Raw genomic sequence first — 20534 nt, forward strand, 5'->3', positions numbered from 1 at the left:
TTCCTGATTCTGGCGGGAAACACAGACATGCACCAAAGTTTTAATCAGCGCGTTCATTTCTATTACTGCGTCCTGGTCGCGCTGAAGATGCACGGAAAGTCGAAAAAGTCGGGCGGTATCAGAGGAAAGAACAACTTTCTGCTGAAATGGCTGCGCCGGGCGCAGGATAACAACATTTTCCCTCCCGATATCACCAGTGAAATCGAATGGCTGCGCGGGAAGATTATTCAGGCCGGCTACGATACCGATCTCGAGCCGATGCTGGATTTTGTTTACGCCACCGCCAGCCGCGCCGAAGCGCTCAAGAACGCCGAATAAGCCACTGCGCCCGTTGCGGGCGCAGATGCTGCCCAATCCGCTTACTCCCTGACAATGTGCCCATCACGCACGGGATAGCCTGCTAAGGTTATTTTATCGGTGACACTGTCACGCAAGGCAGATGCTGCAGTGGATCATTTCCCCCTGACAGGCGGCCCCGGGCGTTCTATGCTTTGCCCTGTCTCCCTTACACAGGACAACGCCCGATGGCCGACTGGAACCCTTCGCTGTATCTGCAGTTTGACGCTGAGCGCACCCGCCCGGCGGCTGACCTGCTTTCCCGTATCGCTCACCTGCAGGTCGAGAGCGTCGTTGACCTCGGCTGCGGGCCGGGCAACAGTACCCGCCTGCTGCGTGCCGCCTGGCCGCTGGCGGCGATCGTCGGTATCGATAACTCCCCGGCCATGCTGGACCAGGCGACGCAGGCCTTACCTGACTGTGAGTTTATCGAGGCCGATATCGCCAGCTGGCGGCCTGCGCAACCGCCAGACGTGATCTATGCCAACGCCTCGCTGCAGTGGCTGGCGGATCATGAGACGCTGTTTCCGCATCTGGTGAACCAGCTGGCGGTGAACGGTACGCTGGCGGTGCAGATGCCGGATAACTGGCAGGAGCCCTCCCATACTCTGATGCGTCAGGTCGCCGGCGAGCTGGGATTACCGGACCGTGGTCGCCAGCCCTTGCTTCCGCCGGACGCCTGGTACGATCTGCTCACCCGTCAGGGCTGTGAAGTTGATATCTGGCGCACCACCTATTTTCATCCGCTCGCTTCCCATCAGGCAATCGTCGACTGGCTGCAGGGCACCGGACTGCGACCTTATCTGACGGGCCTCGATGAACCGGCCAGGAGCGCCTTTCTGACCCGCTATTTGGCATTGCTGGCCGACCACTATCCGTTACAGTGTAACGGAATGGTGCTTCTGCGCTTCCCGCGTCTGTTTATCGTGGCGCGAAAAAGAGCCGCCTGACGGTTGGCCTGAGCAAGTCGTAAAACATAACCAACACAAAAATAAGAGCGGGCCAGCTGACCATCCTGATTTTCAGGATTAACTATCCTGAACATTGCGATATTCAACACATTCCTCAGCGTGCGACAGTGACGATCACTTCAACCTGTAACGGGAGTCACTATGCATACCCCCTCTGTCGATCGCCACACGCTGGCCGCCATTGCGCCAAAACTGGCCGAACTGACCGAAACGGTGCTGTTTGGCGATATCTGGGCGCGCAGCGAGCTGTCGCTCCGCGAACGTAGCTTAATCACCCTCTCCGCCCTGACGGCGCTGGGCAAAACGGAGCAACTGCCCTGGCATATCGCCTACGGCTATCAAAATGGCCTGAGCCAGGAGGAGATGGTCGAATTGTTTACCCACCTGGCGTTCTACGCCGGCTGGCCGGCGGCGGCCAGCGCCCTGACCTGCCTGAACGCGCAGGAGGCGCCATGCCTCTGACTCGTATTTCGCTTGGCGCGGCCTGGCGTCCCGCGGAGTTTGCTCAACTGTCGGCGCTATTCCATGAATGCCTGGTGGCGGAGTTTGACGTGCCGCCGGCGGACAAATTTCAGTTTATCGAGCAGACCGCCGACGGACAGCGCATTTACGACCCGCATTATCTCAGCGGCGGGCGCAGCGCCCGCTTCGTGCTGTTTCATATTTTCGCCGGGAAGCCGCGCCGTCGGGCACAGAAACAGGGGCTCTACCGTCGGCTGTGCGCGCGGTTAGCCGATGAGATGGCGGTCAGCCCGCAGGACGTGATGGTGGTGATCCAGTTTAACCAGCTGGAGGACTGGAGTTTCAGCGCCGGCATAATGGCGGGTGAATAAAACAGGCGGCGCCTGCAGGGCGCCGCGATTCAGGCTATTTTGTTGCTACCAGGCGAGATGATGCACCAGTGACAGATCCCAGGCCGTCGCCAATAGCGAAAGAAACATTATCAGATTGACCACTGTTTCGAGACGTTTTTCCATCGTTGCTTCTCCTGAGCCTGTTTCCCCTGTTATAGCGGGAAAAGCTTAACAACATCTTATCGCTTCAGGAGTCGAGGGTGATCCTGTAGCGCACATAATCGTCAGCCGGGGTGAATTCATCATACAGGTGGCGGGCGGGATTATCACGGCGAGTATGCCAGTACAGACGTGACCAGCCTTTCTCAGCCCCTTCGGTTTGCAGCGACTTAATCAGCGTTCTGGCAATGCCTTGTCCGCGGAAGGCAGGATCGACGAACAGATCCTCCAGATAGCAGATCGGCGTGGTGACCCAGGTGCCTTCGTGCAGAATGCAGATAGCGAACCCCACCACGGTATCATCCACCACCGCGACTCTGCCCAGCACGGATGAGTTCACCTCCAGCATCCGCTGCCAGGTGCATTCGGTCACCTCTTCCGGCTGCGGGCTGCCGTAGAAGCGGGTATAGCCTTCCCAGAGCTGAAGCCATTCGGCTTTGTCATGCGGCCGAACTTCCCGGATATCGATGACCATGCGAGTTTCCTTACAGATGAATGAATTAGCCTGCGAACATTGGCAGGAAATATGTGTTAAGGCCATTATTTTCCTGCGCAGGTATTTGTTCAAGCGGCTTAACCACAATTCTCCCCCTGTGCAGGGCGATTTGGCACTAAAAAGCCTTTTGCAGCGAGGCTGCCGACCGGCTGTATCTGGCTAATAAAAAAGTATGTTGTAACTAATTCGATTGCGATTAAACCCGGCCGCAGCCGGGTGAATAGACTCCGCTCTCAGCAGAGCGGCCTGACGGCGTCGCGCATACCGCGGGTCAGGATAGCGTCAAGGTCAGCGGCGACCTGCTCCACCAGGCCGGGGATCTGGCTGAGATCCTGCTCCCAGTGGGACTCCACGCTGAGCACAGCGGAAACCAGCTCGCGGGTGCATATCTGGCCGTCACGATGGCGGGCCCAAAGCGTCTGGTAGCGCGTCAGCCATTCCGCATCATCCTGTACTGGATAGCTTGTCCCCTCCCGCTCTCCCCGGTAGAAGGCGATCAGCGCCGCCAGGGCGAAGGTCAGGCGCGGCGGCAGCGCGCCATGCGCCTTCTGCCCTGCCAGCAGCTGCGGCAGAATGCGGGTGCGGTATTTGGTCATGCCGTTGAGAGCGATCGAGAGCAGCTGATGTTTGATATAGGGATTACGGAAGCGCCCGGTCACGGCGCTGGCGAATGACACCAGCTCATCGCGCGGCAGATCCAGCACCGGAATAATCTCGTCATAAATCGCCTTTTCGACAAACGCGCAAATTTCCGCATCGTTCATCGCCTCGCCGACGGTGTCGATCCCGGCCTGGAAGGCCACCGGCACCAGGGCGGTGTGCGCCCCGTTGAGGATCGCCACTTTGCGCTCTTTATAGGGCTTGATATCGTCCACGATGCGCACATTGAGCGGCAGCTTATCGAGTCGCAGCTCGCTGGCTAATGAGGCGGGCCCCTGAATAACGAACAAATAAAAGTGCTCGGCAGTATCGAGGAAAGCGTCCTGATAGCCGGTTTGCGCCTCCAGAGCCGCCACTTCATCGCGCGGGTAGCCGGTCACAATGCGATCCACCAGCGTGGAACAGAAGGTATTTGCCGACGTCAGCCAGTTGATAAAGGCCTGCGGCAGCTGCCACTCGGAGGCATAGCGCAGCACCAGCGTCTGCAACGCCTCGCCGTTATAATCGATCAGTTCGCAGGGGATGATCACCCATCCCTTATCGGCTGCGCCGGCAAAATGCTGGTAGCGTTCAAACAGCAGGCGGGTCAGTTTTGCCGGATAGCTTACCGGCGGCGCGTCATCAAACCGATCCCCGGCATGGTAGCTGATGCCCGCCTCAGTGGTATTGGAAAAGACAAACCGCATCTGTGGGTTATGCGCCAGACGTAAAAAAGCGTCGTAGTCAGCGTAAGCGCTGATTTCCCGGTTGACCGAGCGGATCAGCCGCGCGTCGCTCACCGCTTCGCCCTGCTCGTTGAGACCGCGAATGATGGTGGTATAGAGGCCGTCCTGGGTATTCAGGGAGGGGGGGAAATCGGTGGCGATAGGACGTACGACCACGATGCCAGCATTCAGGTCGGTATGCGTGTTGAGCAGGTCAATCTGCCAGTCAACGAATGCGCGCAGGAAGTTACCTTCTCCAAACTGGATGATACGGTCAGGGTACTGCGCGCCGGGGAAATCACGACGGTTTAACGTTTTCACAATGGGTTCCCTCTAAGAGTAGTCATACAACCTGAGTAATTGGTCCAATAACTTATCAGGTTTTACTACCAGTGAAACCCTGTTTTGATCAAAGGATTCTGTAATAACCGCCGTCAGGCAAGAAACTTATAGAACAGTGAAGTGGCGGTCATTGCACCGTCAGGCATCAGCGCATAGCGCGGAATTTCGCCCACTTTTTCCCAGCCACAGCGGACATAGAACTGTTCCGCCCCGCTGCCGGTCGCCGTGTCCAGCACCAGCACCGTCTTACCTACCCGCCGGGCGGTTTGCTCCAGCTCCGCCATCAGCGCGTTGGCAATCCCCAGGCGACGGGCATTTTGGTGAACCAAAAGTTTGGCCACGTCCGCACGATGGGGCTGGTTTTCCGGTTGGCTGGTGATAAGTTGCACGGTGCCGACGGGACGTTCCTCAGCGTCAAGGGCGGCCAGCACGATGCGCTCCCCGGCCGCCACGCTGTTGGCGACATGTTGCCAGAAGGTCGTCGCCGTCTGCTGACTGAAAGGCAGCATAAAGCTCACCGAGGCGCCGCCGTTCACGCAGCTCGCCAGGATATCGCTTAATGCCGGAAGGTGATGAAGAATATCGTCGCGCGATAACGTGCGCAGTGAAAATGATGTGATCATAATAGCTCCTTGTTTTTGACCACATCACTATATTTTAACCAAGCATTAACACAAGCATAACACTTATAGGATTTTCTTATGGTGCGCTTTCCGTCAGCGTCGGCATACAGATGCGGTTACGGCCTGTCTGTTTGGCTTTGACCATTTCATCGTCCGCCGCCAGCAGCAGCTGGTTAAACAGCTCGGTAATACGGGCCTGGCCCACCTCGCGTGTCTCCAGTCCCATACTGATGGTCAGGTGGATCGGGTTATGTCCCCAACCGAAAGCTTGCGACTCTACGCCGTGGCGGATCTTCTCCGCTAGCAGATAACCCTGCTGGGTGCTGTCGACCACGGCGGCGACCGCAAACTCCTCGCCGCCTATACGGGCGACCATACCCTGCTCGCCCACCAGTTGCCTGACCTGCTGGGCAAACTGAGTCAGTACGCAATCTCCGCCCTCATGGCCCAGGGCATCGTTCACCCTTTTGAAGCCATCGATGTCCATCACCATCACCGTCAGTAGTTTACCGGCCGGCAAGGCCTGACGTTTCAGCGCCTCGCTCAGCCCGGAACGGGAATAGACCCGGGTCTGGAAATCAAAATCAGCGCGCAGGGCCAGCTGTTTCACCAGCATGTTGATCGCCTCGACGCTGGAGGCGACGATCACCGGGCTTATCAGCATCGCCGCGATCCCCAGGCGAGTGGAGAACAGCTGCCACGGCTGCATTCGCGTATCCGGCGAAAAGTGAATTAACGAGTTGGCCACCAGCAGTATCTCGCCGATGCCGGTGAGAAAGGTCAACAGGCAGGTCAGCGGCAGCGGATAGCGCACGGCGCACCAGATCAGGGCCGGTAGCGGGAAGGTAATGCTGCCGGCGCCGCCCACCGCCACGCCGAGGGCAATCGACAGCACCAGCGCCAGCGCGGGCAGCAGCTGGCGAAAGCGAAAACCGCTTAACGCGGAGGGCAGCGTCAGGGTCAGAATAAACGGCAGAATAAGCACCGCCGTCGAGAACTGCTCGCTAAACCAGTCCGCCAGCTGGGGAATAAAGGTGGCGCGCTCGACGTCCACCGACCCCAACGCGCCGACCGCTGCGCACAGCAGCGCGGCTAACAGACAGAAACAGAATAAATTAAGCGCGTTAATCGGGCCGGGCATCGAGTCGGCGCGTCGTTTATCCCACAGCACCAGCTGCGCCAGGGTCACAATAAAGACAATATTGGAGAAGTTAATCAGCAATGAGGCAAAGCCCATTCCCCAGCGCGAGGTTAATCCGTCATAGACCAGCATTGCCGCAAAGCAGACGGCATAAAAATAGCTGCGATTAAGCCATACGTAGCGCGCAAAGATCCCGGCCATCACTGCGTTGAGCGGCCAGAAGAAAGAGAGCTCCTGCACCAGACGCAACATCGCGCCCAGAAAATGCAGCAATAGCGTTAACGTAAATAAGACCAGTGCATCGCGCACGGGTTGTTCTTCACGAAACAGCGTAAATGACCGAATCGACAGTGAAGACATTCAGTAATTATCCGTCTAATTGTTTCAGGCAATTATTATGTTAATAGTTAGTTAGCGGATTATCATAACATGAGAATATTTATCAGGCATACTCCGGCGCCGATCAAATGCAAATTAGCGCACAGACGGGCCGTTCATCTGCAGCACCAGCCAGCGGTGGATCACCTGCACAATATAGCGCTGCTCCTGCTCGCTCAGCGCGCGGCCGTGGGGAATGGCGTGCCATTTTTCCAGGCAGCCGCGACAGCAGGTGGCGGTCGCGTGCTGGGCGATAAACACCGGGTGACCGCGCAACGGCGTCTGCTTGCCATCATTGGCCGGCGCGGCGGACGCCAGCCGCTGACGGATAAAATCGGCGGCATGCTGGTCGATGACCTCCGGTCCTTTATCGAGGCAATATTGCCGCTCTTTCATTCCCAGCCGGAAGCGTGAACGAAACGTCGAACGCGCCAGGCGAGCAAATAATCGATCCTGATCGACCATCAGAACACCGACCTCCCCAGCCGCTGAGTCAGTTTCTCCAGCAGCGCCACGCCGGCCAGGGAGTTCCCCGCCTCGTCAAGCTCCGGGCTCCAGACCGCGATCGCCATCTCCTGGGGCACAATCGCCACAATTCCGCCGCCGACGCCCGATTTCGCCGGCAGACCGACGCGCCAGGCAAACTCGCCGGCGTTCTGGTACATGCCGCTGGTCATCATCAGGGCATTCACCTGGCGGGACTGTATCGGCGCGATAACCGGCGTTTCGAGATGCGGGGCGATGCCGCGGTCGGCGAGAAACAGAAAGGTTCGCGCCAGCTCGACGCAGCTCATCTCCAGCGAACAGTAGTGGAAATAGTTCTGCAGCACGGTGGCGACATCATTATGGAAGTTGCCGAAGGATTTCATCAGCCAGGCGATAGCGGCGTTGCGCGCCGAATGCTCAAACTCAGAGCGGGCCACCAGCGGATCGTAGGCGATATCGGCCACGCCGCTCAGGCGGCGGACAATCTCCAGCATTCGCTGGCGCGGCGCGCTGAGCCGGCTCTGCAGCATGTCGCAGACAACCAGCGCCCCGGCGTTAATAAACGGGTTGCGCGGTTTGCCCTGCTCGATCTCGAGCTGCAGAAGCGAGTTAAAGGGCTGACCGGAGGGATCTTTCCCCACCCGCTGCCAGATCTCCTCTTCCTGATAGTGGTTCATGGCCACCACCAGACTCAATACCTTGGAGATCGACTGGATGGAGAATCGTTCATGGGCATCGCCGGCGGCAAAATGTTGCCCGTCCACCGTACAGATAGCGATGCCAAGCTTATCGCCGCTGACGCTGGCCAGCGCCGGAATATAATCCGCCACTTTACCGCGGCCAATCAGCGGCCTGATTTCTGCCAGAATGGCTTCCAGCATTGCGTTATTGATCACCGTCGCCACACGCGGCTCCTTGCCCACCGTCGAATTTTGGTGGGCGAGTATAGCAGACGAGAACGACGGTCGTCAGGGGCAAACGCAGATTAGCGACGGTCTTTCCAGACGGTCTGCGCATTGCAGAACTCATGCAGGCCAAAATGCGACAGTTCACGACCAAAACCGCTCTTCTTCACGCCGCCGAAAGCCACCCGGGCGTCGCTGGCGCAGTAGCCGTTAAGGAAGACACCGCCGCACTCCAGCTCGCGGGCAAAGCGCTGGGCCTGCGCCTCGTCGGTGGTGTAGACCGTTGCCGACAGGCCAAATTCGCTGTCGTTGGCGAGGGCCAGCGCATGGTCTGCGTCACGGGCGGTGGTCAGGGTCGCGACCGGACCAAACAGCTCCTGGCGGAAGCCGGTCATGCCGGCGGTGACGTTGCCCAGGACCGTTGGCGCATAGTAATTGCCCGCCCCTTCGATTTTTTCCGCCCCCAGCAGCAGGGTTGCGCCTTCATCGAGGGTCGCCGTTACCTGCTGGTGCAGTTCATCGCGCAGATCGAATCGCGCCATCGGCCCGACGTAATTCTGCTCGTCGCGCGGATCGCCCATCTTCAGCGCCGCGACGGCGTCGACAAATTTGCGGGTGAAGGCCTCGGCAATGCCGGCTTCGAGGATAAAGCGCTTCGATGCGGCGCACACCTGGCCGCTGTTCTGATAGCGGCCGGTGACGGCGGCCTTCACCGCTTCATCCAGATCGGCATCGTTCAGAACGATAAAGGGATCGGATCCCCCCAGCTCGAGCACGCATTTCTTCAACGCCGCGCCCGCCTGAGCGCCAATCGCTTTCCCGGCGCGGACGCTGCCGGTGACGGTCACCGCCGCGATGCGGTCGTCATTGATAATCTGCGAAACGCCGTCATTGGTGGCGTTGACCCAGCCAAACACGCCCTCCGGCAGGCCGGCGGCGGCAAAAATCTCGCCCAGCAGGCGGGCGCTGCCCATCACGTTCGGGGCGTGCTTCAGCAGGTAGCTGTTGCCGGCCAGCAGGATCGGCACCGCGCCGCGCAGCACCTGCCAGACCGGGAAGTTCCACGGCATCACCGCCAGAATGGCCCCCAGCGGACGATATTCGATCACCGCCTGGTTATTTTCCACCAGGGTGGCTTCGGTCGCCAGCATCGCCGGGCCATGTTCGGCATACCAGTCGCAGAGATTGGCGGATTTCGCCACCTCGCCGCGAGCCTGAGCAATCGGTTTGCCCATCTCGAGAGTGATCGTCTGGGCCACCTCTTCACCGCGGGCGCGCAGCTCGGCCCCGATGCGGCGCAGCGCGTCGGCGCGTGCGGCGAGCGGCGTCTGACGCCACTGGCGATAGCCCGCCGCGGCGAGAGCGATAGCCGCGTCGACCTCGCTTTCGCTGGCCCACGGCAGCGAGGAGACCACCTCGCCGGTAGTCGGGTTGACGGAGACGGCGTGCGTTGCAGATAAATTCATCGTTATTCTCTCTCTCGTTGCTTGCGAAGTGAACGTATTCTGGCTTACCTTTCCATTCATTGAAAATGAATAATATTAAGCAACGCATTCACAAAAGAAGAATAGTATGGACCTGACTCAGCTAGAGATGTTTAACGCCGTCGCCAGCACCGGCAGCATTACCCAGGCGGCGCAGAAAGTGCATCGCGTGCCGTCCAACCTCACCACCCGCATCCGCCAGCTGGAGGCGGATCTTGGCGTTGAGCTGTTTATCCGCGAGAACCAGCGGCTGCGCCTCTCGCCCGCGGGCCACAGCTTCTTACGCTACAGCCAGCAGATCCTCGCCCTGGTGGACGAGGCGCGAATGGTAGTGGCGGGCGACGAACCCCAGGGACTCTTCTCTCTCGGTTCGCTGGAGAGCACCGCGGCGGTGCGGATCCCCACCACCCTGGCCCACTTTAATCAGCGCTACCCGAAAATACATCTCGCCCTCTCCACCGGCCCCTCCGGGACGATGATCGACGGCGTGCTGGAGGGAGCCCTGAGCGCCTCGTTCGTTGACGGACCGCTGGTGCACCCGGGCCTGGAGGGGCTGCCGGTGTTCCCTGAAGAGATGATGATCGTCGCCCCCTACGGCCACGCGCCCATCGCCCGCGCCAGCGAAGTGAACGGGGCTAATGTCTACGCTTTTCGCGCCAACTGTTCCTACCGCCGGCATTTTGAGAGCTGGTTCCATGCCGACAGAGCCACTCCGGGCCGGATCCATGAGATGGAGTCTTATCACGGGATGCTGGCCTGCGTGATCGCCGGCGCCGGGCTGGCGCTGATCCCGCGCAGTATGCTGGAGAGTATGCCGGGCCATCAGCAGGTTTCCGCCTGGCCGCTGGCGGAAGAGTGGCGCTGGCTCACCACCTGGCTGGTGTGGCGCCGGGGCGCCAAAACCCGCCAGCTGGAAGCGTTTATAGCGCTGCTGAACGAAGATCGGCAAACAGCGGTTTCTCCATAAACACGCTGAGCGGATCGGGCTGGTAGGGAGCAAACGCGCAGCGGGTCTGATAGCCGTTGCGCGTATAGAGGGTGATGGCCGCATGCTGATGGATGCCGGTTTCCAGGCGCAGAGTATGGCAGTCGCGCTGGCGCGCTTTCGCCTCCAGGGCCGCCAGCAGCTTTTCTCCCAGCTGTTGCCCACGATGCTGTGGATCAATATAGACCCGCTTCATCTCGCCAAAACCTTCCTCGCTGAGGACGATAGCCCCACAGCCAACGGCTTCGCCCTGCGGACTGCGGATCGCCAGGGCGATCACTGTCTCCGGCGGCAGCTGGCCGAGGTCCAGCAGATGATTGCTCTCCGCCGGGTAGAGTGTCTCCTGCCAGGCGTCGAGGGCGGCAATCAGGGCGGTAAATTCGGCGTCGGTGGGGGCGATGTCGGTGATGGTATACATAGGTGAGCTCCTTTTTTTACGCCACTGTAGCGCGCCCCGGAACGTTTTCCGCCATAGCATTAACTTATATTGCCGCCCGCCACTTGCGCTAACTAACTGAAACGAAGTAACTTTATCCCCTGCCGTCCGTTTTTGAGACCTGAATATGCGCACCAAAGCCCGTAAAGTGATGATTATTGGCGCCGGTAACGTCGGCGCGTCAGCGGCCTACGCCCTGCTCAACCAGAGCATTTGTGAGGAGCTGATCCTCGTCGACCTTAACCAGCCGCGCGCCGAGGCCCACGCTCAGGACCTCAGCGACGCCGCGGCCTATCTGCCGGGGATGATGACCATCTCCACCCGCGAGGCCAGCGACTGCGCCGATGTCGACATCGCGGTGATCACCGTCTCCGGCGGCGCGCTGCGCCCCGGCCAGAGCCGTCTCGATGAACTGACCACTACCGCGAAAATCGTCAAGAGCATTGTGCCGACCATGATGGCCAACGGGTTTAACGGCATCTTCCTGGTGGCCACCAACCCGTGTGACATCATCACCTGGCAGGTATGGCAGCTCTCCGGCCTGCCGCGCAGCCAGGTGCTGGGCACCGGCGTCTGGCTGGATACCACCCGCCTGCGCCGTCTGCTGGCGCAGGAGCTGAACATTGGCGCCCAGAGCATCGACGCTTTTATCCTCGGCGAGCACGGCGATACCCAGTTTCCGGTATGGTCGCACTCCTCGGTATATGGCACGCCGATCGCCGACCTCTACCAGCAACGCACCGGCCGGCCGCTCGACCGGGAGGCGATGGCCGACAAAGTGCGCAAGCTGGGGTTTGAGATCTACGCCGGCAAAGGCTGTACGGAATATGGCGTGGCAGGCACCATCGCCGAGATCTGCCGCAATATTTTTACCGGCAGCCACCGCGCGCTGGCGGTCTCCTGCATTCTTGACGGTGAGTACGGGGTCAGCGGCGCGGCGGCTGGGGTGCCGGCGGTGCTGGCCCAGGGGGGCGTGGAGCAGATTATCGAACTGCGGCTGGCCGGCGAAGAACAGGCGAAGTTCAGCCAGTCGGTTGCGGTGATCAAAGCCAATATCGCGCGTCTGCCCTGACGGCAGACGGCGGCGTCTGGATCAGTCGGCAATGATCAGCTGAGGGGAAAGGGTCACCAGCGCCTCGCGGGTCGTTTCCGGCAGGTGGCCGTCGGTGACGATATCGGTCAACGACTCCAGCGGGGCAATGTTGAAGAGTGACCAGGCGCCGTATTTGGAGCTGTCCGCCAGCAGAATGCGCCGGCGGGCATTGGCCATCAGATCGCGTTTCAGGGCGGCCTTCTCCTCCGTCGGGGCGGTGATCCCTTTCTCAAGGTCCCAGCCGTTGCAGCTGACGAAGGCGAGATCGGGCCAGATGGTCTGCAGCAGGCGGCGGCCGTGATCGCCGATGCACGACTGGCTGCTGTCATCGATGCGCCCGCCGATAATCGTCACTTCAATCTGCTTAAACTCCGACAAAAACAGGGCGATATGTAAATCGCTGGTGATCACCCGCAGCGGCAGATGGGTGATCTGCCGCGCCAGTTCAATCATGGTGGTGCCGGCATCGAGCACTATGGCGTCGCCGGCTTTCACCAGCGCTGCCGCCGCGCTGGCGATCGCCTGCTTTTCCAGCGGGCTGCGCTGGGCTTTCTCCAGCGTCGTCGGCTGGGCAGGAATAAACCGGTTCAACGTCACCCCGCCGTGCGTGCGGCTGATCACCCCTTCCTGATCGAGTTTGATCAGGTCGCGGCGAATGGTGGCTGGCGAGGCGTTGGTCGCCGCCACCAGCTGGTCGACTGTCACCAGATTATGGCTTTTCAGGAAGTCCATAATCTGCTCTAACCGGTTATATCCCTTCATGTTATTCCTGCGCGATGTGCATGGCGAGCTCAATGGAGGTTGCCATGCTCTCAGACTTCGCTTTACCTGTCCAGGCAATATCAAACGCGGTGCCATGATCCGCAGAGGTGCGGATAAACGGCAGCCCGGCGGTGATATTGACCCCATCATAGAATCCCAGCAGCTTCAGCGGAATATGCCCCTGGTCGTGATACATCGCCACGACCATGTCGTACATCCCCTCATAACACTGCATAAACACCGTGTCCGGCGGACAGGGGCCGGTTACCTCCACTCCCTGCTCCCGCATGGCGGCAACCGCGGGGGCGACGATGCGGATCTCTTCATCGCCAAACAGGCCGTTCTCCCCGGCGTGCGGGTTCACGCCGGCGACCGCAATGCGCGGACACTGATAGCCGACCCGGCGCAGAAAGCGATCCGCCACGCCAATCACTGTCTCGATCCGCGGCTGGTTGAGGGTGTCAAGGAACTGGCGCAGGGCGATATGGGTGGTGATATGGATAACCTTAAGCTTTTCGGTATACAGCACCATGGCGTAATCGGTGGTTTGCGTCAGGTGGGCCAGCAGTTCCGTATGGCCGGGAAAAGCATGCCCCGCCAGATGCAGCGCCTCTTTATTCAACGGCGCGGTGGCAATGGCCGCGACGGCGCCCTCCAGCGCGAGGCGGGTCGCCCGCTTAATGCAGCGAAACGCCAGATCCCCGGCCTGGGCCTGCACTTCGCCAGGACGCAGCCCCTGCGGGTCGCTGAGCGGCTCATCGATGACGTTAATCGTCGCCGGGGCAAAGCTTGCCTCGGCGGGATGGTCAATGATGCGCAGCTCCGCCCGCGGGGTGATGTTCAACGCCAGGATACGCCGCAGCGTCTGCGCGCAGCCCACCACCACCACCGGCGCGCCGCTCAGCGCCCCGTCGGCGAGGGATTTGATAATAATCTCCGGACCAATCCCTGCCGGGTCGCCCATTGTGACTGCAATGATGTTAGACACTCAGTTTCTCCTCAATAAAATTCACAACATGTAATAGCGTGGTGTCGGTGCCGAATCCTCCGGCTTTAGTCATCACCGGCCGCGACCAGCGGCCGCCGAGCAAGTATCCGTATGGGACGCACTCCGCGACCCGGCCGCGGATCTGAAAACCGCTGGCGCTGAGCGCCTGAGCCACGGCGATGGCCACATCGCCACCGGAGAGGTACAGCGCGCCAGGGGGGCACAGGGCCACCGCCTGTGCCGTAACGTCGGCAAGCCAGGCGCAAATGTGCTCCCCGTAGGCCGCACGGCTGAGACCGCGTTCGCGGCACTGGGCTTCAATCCCGTGCCGGACGGCGTTATTCGGGCGGGTGGTCACCACGCAGTGATGACCCTCACGCAGCACCTCGGCGATCCGCGAGGCTTCCTCCTTCGGCGATCCGCTAAAGGCCTGTTCGACATCAATTTCGATCTTTCTCACTCGGGAATGAGCCTGCAGCGCCGCGACCTGGCGCTGCGCCATCTCGCTCATCGAGCCGACCACCGCCAGCAGCGGCCCCTGCTCGCTGCGGCGCAGGCGGCGCGCCAGCGCCTCGCAAAGGCCTGCCGAGCCGACCAGCAGGGTCTCCTGCGCATGAGGAGCGACGGCGTCAATCACCTGATCCAGATGACGCTCTTCCCAGGCGTCGATAATCAGTACCTGCCTCGCTTCGCCTGCCGTCGCTAACGCTCCCGGAAGCTGGGCGGCGCTCAGCGACCGGCTCGGCAGCCGGCTCTGCATGGCGAGAATGCCGGCAATATCCGCCCGGCTAACCGGCGTCTTCGGATCGCTGGCAAATTCGGTGTGATCGAGGGGTATCCCGTGTACATAGCAGCGTCCGTCCCGGGTATGCCGCCCGGCCGCCGGGTAAGCCGGCGCCACAACCGCCACCCGGCAGCCCTGCGCCGTCATCATCGCTTCCAGTTCGGCGCCGGGGTTGCCGCGCAGCGTGGAGTCGATCTTCTTTATCTGCCAGCGCGGGGCGAATCGCGCCGCGCCGCGCAGCAGAGCGGTGACCTTGTCGGCGGCCGCGCCGGCGGTCATCGCCCGGCTGTCGCTGTTGAGTATTAACGCCCGGGCGGATGACGCCTGCCCGGCGGAGAATGCCACTTCTACCGACATGCCCGCCTCCGCCAGGCTGACCCCGGCGTCATTGGCTCCGGTAAAGTCATCTGCCAGCACCAGCACGCTGTTATTGCCGTCTTTCATTGTCCTGCCTTGTGGTCGTTGTAAACGTTGCAAATCTGAAATTGATTATATTCAATCATATTTGATTAAATGTGAGCAAGCTCAAGTTATTAAACCGTCGTATAAATTATAACTTTTCCCCACTAGACGAGTAGAACGACTCGTGAATGATTGAATTCAATCAACCACTACCAAGGAGAAACGCGTGGCGACGATACACAGCACGATCATCAGCGGGGCTGGCGCCTCATCGACCCTGCTCCCGCTGCTGGCAGATAAAACCCGTATCCTGCTGGTGACCGACAAGAACGTCGGGGCGCTGGAGGCGACCCGGGCGATCCATCGCATGCTGGCGGCTGACGGGCGCCAGGTTGAGGTCATTAACAGTGTGCCTGCCGAGCCCAGTCATCAGGATGTGGCGGAGATCGTCAACCAGCTGGGCGCTTCTCAACCGCAGATGGTCGTCGGCATTGGCGGCGGGAGCGTGCTGGACGTGGCGAAACTGCTGTCGGTGCTGCTGCATCCGCAAGCCCCCACTCTGACGGCCCTGCTGGCGGGTGAACAGCCGCAACGACGGCTATGCTCCCTGCTGATCCCTGCCACCGCCGGGACCGGCTCCGAAGCAACGCCGAACGCTATTCTGGCGATCCCCGAGCAGCAGACCAAAGTGGGGATCATCTCCCCGGTGCTGCTCCCGGACTACGTCGCCCTGCTGCCGGAGCTGACCACCAGCATGCCGGCCAGCATCGCAGCCTCGACCGGGATCGATGCTCTGTGCCATCTGCTGGAGTGTTTCACCTCCACCGTGGCCAACCCGGTAAGCGATAACGCGGCGTTAATCGGTTTACACAAGCTGGTGCGTCATATCGAACGCTCGGTGGATCAGCCGCAGGATCTGACGGCGAAGCTGGAGATGCTCTGGGCCTCGTGGTACGGCGGCGCGGCGATCAACTATGCCGGCACCCATCTGGTGCATGCGCTCTCCTATCCGCTCGGCGGCACCTGGCACCTGCCGCACGGGGTGGCTAACGCCATTCTGCTGGCGCCCTGCATGCGGGTGGTCCGCCCCCACGCGGTGGCGAAGTTCGCTCAGGTCTGGGATCTGATCCCCGACGCGGACCTCACCCTCAGCGAGGAAGAGAAATCCCATGCGCTGGTGGCATGGCTGGCGGCGCTGGTCAAACGCTTACCGCTGCCCGATAACCTCGCCGCGCTCGGCGTTCCCGCAGACAGTATCCCCGCCCTCAGCGCGGCGGCGCAGAACGTTAAGCGCCTGATGAATAACGCCCCCTGCAGCGTCAGCCGTGAAGAGATCGCGGCTATCTACCAGACGCTGTTTCCGGAACATGCCTAACAGGAGAAAGTCAAATGAGGAGAGCCATTAGCGGCGTACTCACCGCCATCGTTACCCCCTTTACCACTGAGGGAGCCCTTAACCTGCCAGCGCTGCAGCAGCAGGTGCAGCGCCAGATCGCCGCGGGCAACGGCATATTCTGCGGCGGCACCAATGGCGAGTTTTTTGTCCTCAATGAGGAAGAGAAGATCGCCGTCGCCAGAACCTGCGTGGAGGCGGCCGCCGGTCGCGCGCCGGTGGTAGCCCACATCGGGGAGGTTTCCACGCGGGAGACCCGCCGGCTTGGCCAGCAGATCGCCCGCCTCGGGGTTGACGCGGTATCGGCCATTACCCCGTGGTTCGTGCCCCTGAAGCAGGAAGAGCTGATAAACCACTATACGGCGATCGCCGACGCGCTGAGCGTCCCGCTCTTTCTTTACAACATTCCCGCCCGCACCGGTAACACCCTTGCGCCGGAGACAGCGCGTAAGCTGGCGCAGCACGACAATATCATTGGCATCAAGGATAGCGCCGGCAGCTACGACAGTCTGAAAGGCTTTCTTGACGCGGTACGCGACATTGACGGTTTCGACGTTCTCAACGGCCCGGACTCGCTTATCCATCAGGGGTTTGTCGACGGCTGCTCAGCCTGCATCTCGGGGCTTGCCAACGTCGCGCCTGCCGAGATCAACGCTATCTGGTCGCTGTTCCATGCTGGAGATATCGCCGGATCGCGCCAGGCGCAGGAGCGGGTAACGGGCCTGCGCACCGACCTGTACAACGTAGCGTTCTCACCCGCGGCGGTGAAAAAAGCGCTGCAGCTGATGGGCCATGAGGTGGGCGACAGCCGCTACGCGGTGCAGTTTAGTGACCAGCAGCTGCAGCAGATTAGAAATATCATTAACACCTACCTTCACTAATTTACGTATCCGCCCCGACCATCACTGGTTGGGGCAAGGTCTTGTATTTGCGACGCTCATTGTCGCCAGTAAACAGGAAACGGTTATGAAAGTAATTTGCACCTCGCCCTCATTCGCCAAATACGACGACGCGCCCATTTCGGCACTGAAAGAGGCCGATCTGGAACTGGTCATGTTGCCTGCCGATGCCTCCATAGAGTTGCTGGCTCAGCATCTACCTGATGCCATAGCGATGATTGTCGCCTTCACCGACATCAATGAATCGCTGCTGGCAAAGGCCCCGAGGCTAAAAATTGTCTGCAAACACGGTGTTGGTGTGGATAACATCGATCTTAACGCTACACGTCAGCGCAAAATTTTTGTCACTAACGTTCCTGATGCCAACAAACATGCGGTGGCCGATTTTGCTTTTGGCTTAATTCTCAATACTGCCCGCCAGATTTCTCAGGCAATCAGTGAAACGAAAGCAGGCAACTGGCCTCGTATTTTTGCCACTGATGTTTATGGCAAGACCCTGGGGATCGTCGGTTTAGGCCATATCGGTAAGGAAGTGGCGCGACGTGCGCGCGGATTCAATATGCGAGTGCTCGCCACCGACGCCTGGCCAGACAGAGAATTTGCACAAGAACACCAGATTGAATATGTCTCACTGGATACCCTGACGGCGCAAAGTGATTTTATTAGCCTGCATACCCCTTTAACCCCGGAAACTGAAAATATGTTTAATGCCGCCCGGCTACAGCAGATGAAATCAGGGGCATTCCTGATCAATGTTTCCAGAGGCGGTATTGTTGATGAACAAGCGTTGTATGAAACATTGAAATCAGGACACCTCGCCGGAGCCGCAGCTGACGTTTTTCTCGAGGAACCTTGCGCTACGCACCCTTTATTTACCCTGGCGAATTTTGCGCCAACATCTCATATTGCTGGATATACGGATGGCGCAATTAGCGATATTAGCGCGCGCTGCGTCAACAATATTATTACTTGCGTCTGTCACGGTGAACGACCTGAAAACATTATGAATTCGCTGTAAGTAACGAGGTGGGAAGCTTGCCATTCCCACCAATATAACGAACATCTACTCAGAGCCGAATATATGAACACGACAGCTAACACTACTCGTATTCGCTGGTGGATAGCCGGGTTAATGTGGTTGGCTATTGCCATCAACTATATCGACCGGACAGTATTATCTGCCGCAGCCCCACATTTAATTGATGAACTGAAACTCGACCCCGAAATGATGGGGTTTATCATGGCTGCTTTTTTTTGGTCATACTCGTTATTACAGATCCCCGCCGGATGGTTCGCCGATCGTTTTGGTCAGAAAAAAGGTCTTGGTTTAGCTGTCGCCTGGTGGTCAATTGCCACCTCGATGATGGGGGTTGCTACGGGTTTTAAATCACTTCTGGCACTGCGTCTGGCTTTAGGTGTTGGCGAGGCCGCCGCCTACCCCAGCAACGCTGGGATCGCCGCACGCTGGTTTCCCGATAAAGAACGTGCCACCGTATCCGGACTCTTCGATAGTGCGTCAAAATTTGGCGGGGCGATTGCCATGCCGCTTATCGTCTGGATGATCTACACATTTGACTGGCGACTGACCTTTTTGATTATCGGCAGTGTGGGCATTTTATGGGTTATCGCCTGGTATTTTATCTATGCTGAAAATCCAGAAGAACACAAACGCATCAGTCCTTCAGAAGTGCGTATTATTCGCGATGGACAAAAACAACATCACGGCGACAAAACTGTATTGCCCATGAAATGGTATAAGCTCTTGCGTTATCGTAACATTTGGGCAATGTGTATCGGCTTTTTTACCATCAATTACACCTCCTATTTTTTCATTACCTGGCTTCCTACTTACCTGGTAAAAGAAAAAGGTATGGATTTTATTAAAATGGGAATGGTAGCCGCTCTGCCTTTATTATGCGGGATGGTGATTGAAGTTTTTGCTGGCTGGGCCTCGGATCGTCTGGTACATAAGAAAGTACTGTCTCTCACAGCGACCCGTAAACTGTTTTTGACTATCGGCTTGCTCATGGCACTTTGTATCGGCTTTGCACCATTTACCGACTCCGTGTTTATGACCGTCTTTCTCTTGTGTGTCGCCAAATCAGGCACGACGGTCGCCGCATCACAGGTTTGGGCCTTACCGGGTGATGTTGCACCCAAAAATAGCGTCTCAATTGTCGCTGGGCTGCAAAATACAGTTTCGAATATGGGAGGCGCAGTCGGTCCTATCATTACGGGTGCGATCGTTGCTGCGACAGGCTCATTCAACTGGGCTCTGATTTTCTCGGCCATTCTTGTCGTGATCGGGATAATCAACTACCTGTTCCTGATGGGTAAAATAGAACCTATCAATGACAAAGGTGGAAAATCATCCGTCCTTAATGCCGCAGAACAACATTAAGTCCAATCCGCCCGGTAGAGGACGCCACCGGGCGTAAACACATTGTTAACCTCGCAGGTAAACCGTCCCGCGCAGATAGGTGGTGGCCTGGCCGCCGATCAGCACCCGGTCGCCCTGCCACTGGCAGCGCAGATCCCCGCCGCGGGCGGAGACCTGGCGCGCCATCATGGTGGTTTTCCCCAGCTTGTCGCCCCACCAGGGGATCAGCATGCTGTGGGCGGAGCCGGTCACCGGATCCTCCGGCACCCCTTCTCCCGGGCAGAAGAAGCGGCTGACAAAGTCATATTCCTCATCCGGCGCGCTCACGCAGATCATTTTGCCGAGCGTCTGCAGGCGCGCCATGTCCGGTTGCACCGCTTCAACCTGCCGGCGATCCGCCAGCAGCACCAGATAATCGCGCCCTTCCCGTACCTCGACGGCCGCCTCGAGGCCCAGCCCGGCCAGCAGGTCCGCCGGCGGATTGGCCACCGGGGTGGTCGTCCACGCCGGGAAGTCGAGCGTCAGCCAGTCGCCGCTGCGGGTCACCCGCAGGTCGCCGACAAAACGGGTGCTAAAGGTAATCGTCGCCGAGGGATGGTCGAGATATTCAAAAATAACGTGCGCCGTCGCCAGGGTGGCGTGGCCGCAGAGGTTGATCTCGCCAAGGGTGGTAAACCAGCGCAGCTCATAGCCTTCGTCGGTGCGGACGAAGAACGCCGTTTCGGACTGGTTATGCTGTTGGGCCATTTTCAGCAGCACATCGTCGGCTAACCACTCGCTGAGGGGGCAAACGGCCGCGGCATTGCCGCCGAAGTTTTTATCGCTGAAAGCATCGACCAGATAAAATTGTATTTCCTGCATACACTGTCCTTA

General features: G+C 59.3%; 22 protein-coding genes. 10 read left to right on the forward strand and 12 right to left on the reverse strand.

What is annotated here, in order from left to right; translation table 11 throughout:
- The first annotated feature begins 27 nt into the window (after positions 1–27).
- The 4 genes from ACOI7D_RS18750 to ACOI7D_RS18765 all read left to right on the forward strand — a co-directional run bounded on the left by ACOI7D_RS18750 (position 28) and on the right by ACOI7D_RS18765 (position 2140).
- The gene (locus tag ACOI7D_RS18750) at positions 28–318 is read left to right on the forward strand and encodes a hypothetical protein (protein WP_008804940.1); all 291 of its coding nucleotides are present in this window, start codon (positions 28–30) and stop codon (positions 316–318) included.
- Positions 319–524: 206 nt separating this feature from the next.
- Positions 525–1286 (forward strand): trans-aconitate 2-methyltransferase, encoded by a 762-nt coding sequence (gene tam / locus ACOI7D_RS18755; protein WP_087824859.1) that lies wholly within the window; start codon positions 525–527, stop codon positions 1284–1286.
- A gap of 162 nt (positions 1287–1448) precedes the next feature.
- Entirely contained in the window at positions 1449–1769 is a 321-nt protein-coding gene (locus tag ACOI7D_RS18760; RefSeq protein ID WP_044522959.1) for a carboxymuconolactone decarboxylase family protein, read from the forward strand.
- Positions 1760–2140: a tautomerase family protein gene (locus tag ACOI7D_RS18765; protein WP_023289643.1), complete on the forward strand. Its 381-nt coding sequence runs from the start codon at positions 1760–1762 to the stop codon at positions 2138–2140. The genes ACOI7D_RS18760 and ACOI7D_RS18765 overlap by 10 nt, the downstream gene beginning before the upstream one ends.
- A gap of 208 nt (positions 2141–2348) precedes the next feature.
- On the opposite strand, the gene ACOI7D_RS18770 is transcribed toward ACOI7D_RS18765, so the two are convergent.
- From ACOI7D_RS18770 to sad, 7 genes are all read right to left on the reverse strand, one after another.
- Complete coding sequence (locus ACOI7D_RS18770; RefSeq protein ID WP_023289642.1) at positions 2349–2795, reverse strand: GNAT family N-acetyltransferase; 447 nt, start codon at positions 2793–2795, stop codon at positions 2349–2351.
- Between the two features lie 254 nt (positions 2796–3049).
- Positions 3050–4501 (reverse strand): tagaturonate reductase, encoded by a 1452-nt coding sequence (locus ACOI7D_RS18775; RefSeq protein WP_060590741.1) that lies wholly within the window; start codon positions 4499–4501, stop codon positions 3050–3052.
- Between the two features lie 113 nt (positions 4502–4614).
- Positions 4615–5145, reverse strand: a complete 531-nt coding sequence (locus tag ACOI7D_RS18780) for a GNAT family N-acetyltransferase (protein WP_049014010.1) — start codon at positions 5143–5145, stop codon at positions 4615–4617.
- Positions 5146–5221: 76 nt separating this feature from the next.
- Positions 5222–6646: a GGDEF domain-containing protein gene (locus ACOI7D_RS18785; protein ID WP_049014011.1), complete on the reverse strand. Its 1425-nt coding sequence runs from the start codon at positions 6644–6646 to the stop codon at positions 5222–5224.
- A 114-nt stretch (positions 6647–6760) separates the two neighbouring features.
- On the reverse strand, positions 6761–7129 hold the full coding sequence (locus ACOI7D_RS18790; protein ID WP_109547364.1) for a DUF4186 domain-containing protein: 369 nt from the start codon (positions 7127–7129) through the stop codon (positions 6761–6763).
- Complete coding sequence (glsB, locus tag ACOI7D_RS18795; RefSeq protein WP_023289637.1) at positions 7129–8055, reverse strand: glutaminase B; 927 nt, start codon at positions 8053–8055, stop codon at positions 7129–7131. Before glsB ends, ACOI7D_RS18790 begins: the two co-directional genes overlap by 1 nt.
- 80 nt (positions 8056–8135) lie before the next feature.
- Positions 8136–9521, reverse strand: coding sequence for a succinate-semialdehyde dehydrogenase (gene sad / locus ACOI7D_RS18800; protein WP_064154644.1), 1386 nt, complete (start codon positions 9519–9521; stop codon positions 8136–8138).
- A 106-nt stretch (positions 9522–9627) separates the two neighbouring features.
- On the opposite strand from sad, the gene ptrR reads away from it, so the two are divergent.
- Positions 9628–10506, forward strand: a complete 879-nt coding sequence (ptrR, locus tag ACOI7D_RS18805; RefSeq protein ID WP_109547365.1) for a putrescine utilization regulator PtrR — start codon at positions 9628–9630, stop codon at positions 10504–10506.
- On the opposite strand, the gene ACOI7D_RS18810 is transcribed toward ptrR, so the two are convergent.
- Complete coding sequence (locus ACOI7D_RS18810; RefSeq protein ID WP_023289634.1) at positions 10460–10942, reverse strand: GNAT family N-acetyltransferase; 483 nt, start codon at positions 10940–10942, stop codon at positions 10460–10462. The genes ptrR and ACOI7D_RS18810 overlap by 47 nt on opposite strands.
- A gap of 145 nt (positions 10943–11087) precedes the next feature.
- Between ACOI7D_RS18810 and ACOI7D_RS18815 the strand changes: the two genes are divergently transcribed.
- Positions 11088–12032: an L-lactate dehydrogenase gene (locus tag ACOI7D_RS18815; RefSeq protein ID WP_044522927.1), complete on the forward strand. Its 945-nt coding sequence runs from the start codon at positions 11088–11090 to the stop codon at positions 12030–12032.
- A 21-nt stretch (positions 12033–12053) separates the two neighbouring features.
- Here the strand turns inward: ACOI7D_RS18815 and ACOI7D_RS18820 are convergent, their stop codons facing one another.
- From ACOI7D_RS18820 to dtnK, 3 genes are read right to left on the reverse strand one after another with little or no spacing between them, the layout of a single operon-like run.
- A complete protein-coding gene (locus ACOI7D_RS18820) occupies positions 12054–12815 on the reverse strand; it encodes a DeoR/GlpR family DNA-binding transcription regulator (RefSeq protein ID WP_109547366.1) in 762 nt (253 codons plus the stop codon).
- A gap of 1 nt (position 12816) precedes the next feature.
- Positions 12817–13803 (reverse strand): D-threonate 4-phosphate dehydrogenase, encoded by a 987-nt coding sequence (locus ACOI7D_RS18825; protein WP_109547367.1) that lies wholly within the window; start codon positions 13801–13803, stop codon positions 12817–12819.
- Entirely contained in the window at positions 13796–15031 is a 1236-nt protein-coding gene (gene dtnK, locus ACOI7D_RS18830; protein WP_109547368.1) for a D-threonate kinase, read from the reverse strand. Before dtnK ends, ACOI7D_RS18825 begins: the two co-directional genes overlap by 8 nt.
- A gap of 184 nt (positions 15032–15215) precedes the next feature.
- Between dtnK and ACOI7D_RS18835 the strand changes: the two genes are divergently transcribed.
- From ACOI7D_RS18835 to ACOI7D_RS18850, 4 genes are all read left to right on the forward strand, one after another.
- Positions 15216–16364 carry an iron-containing alcohol dehydrogenase gene (locus ACOI7D_RS18835; protein WP_109547369.1) on the forward strand — a complete coding sequence of 383 codons (1149 nt, stop codon included), beginning with the start codon at positions 15216–15218 and terminating at the stop codon, positions 16362–16364.
- A 14-nt stretch (positions 16365–16378) separates the two neighbouring features.
- On the forward strand, positions 16379–17263 hold the full coding sequence (locus ACOI7D_RS18840) for a dihydrodipicolinate synthase family protein (protein ID WP_109547370.1): 885 nt from the start codon (positions 16379–16381) through the stop codon (positions 17261–17263).
- 85 nt (positions 17264–17348) lie between these two features.
- A complete protein-coding gene (locus ACOI7D_RS18845; protein ID WP_085550842.1) occupies positions 17349–18299 on the forward strand; it encodes a phosphoglycerate dehydrogenase in 951 nt (316 codons plus the stop codon).
- Positions 18300–18362: 63 nt separating this feature from the next.
- A complete protein-coding gene (locus ACOI7D_RS18850; protein ID WP_085550841.1) occupies positions 18363–19682 on the forward strand; it encodes an MFS transporter in 1320 nt (439 codons plus the stop codon).
- Positions 19683–19727: 45 nt separating this feature from the next.
- Here ACOI7D_RS18850 and ACOI7D_RS18855 read toward each other — a convergent pair whose 3' ends face one another.
- On the reverse strand, positions 19728–20522 hold the full coding sequence (locus ACOI7D_RS18855; RefSeq protein ID WP_085550840.1) for a PhzF family phenazine biosynthesis protein: 795 nt from the start codon (positions 20520–20522) through the stop codon (positions 19728–19730).
- Positions 20523–20534: the final 12 nt, after the last annotated feature.

The sequence above is a fragment of the Klebsiella sp. C360 genome, assembly GCF_048822415.1.
Lineage (GTDB): Bacteria > Pseudomonadota > Gammaproteobacteria > Enterobacterales > Enterobacteriaceae > Klebsiella > Klebsiella quasipneumoniae.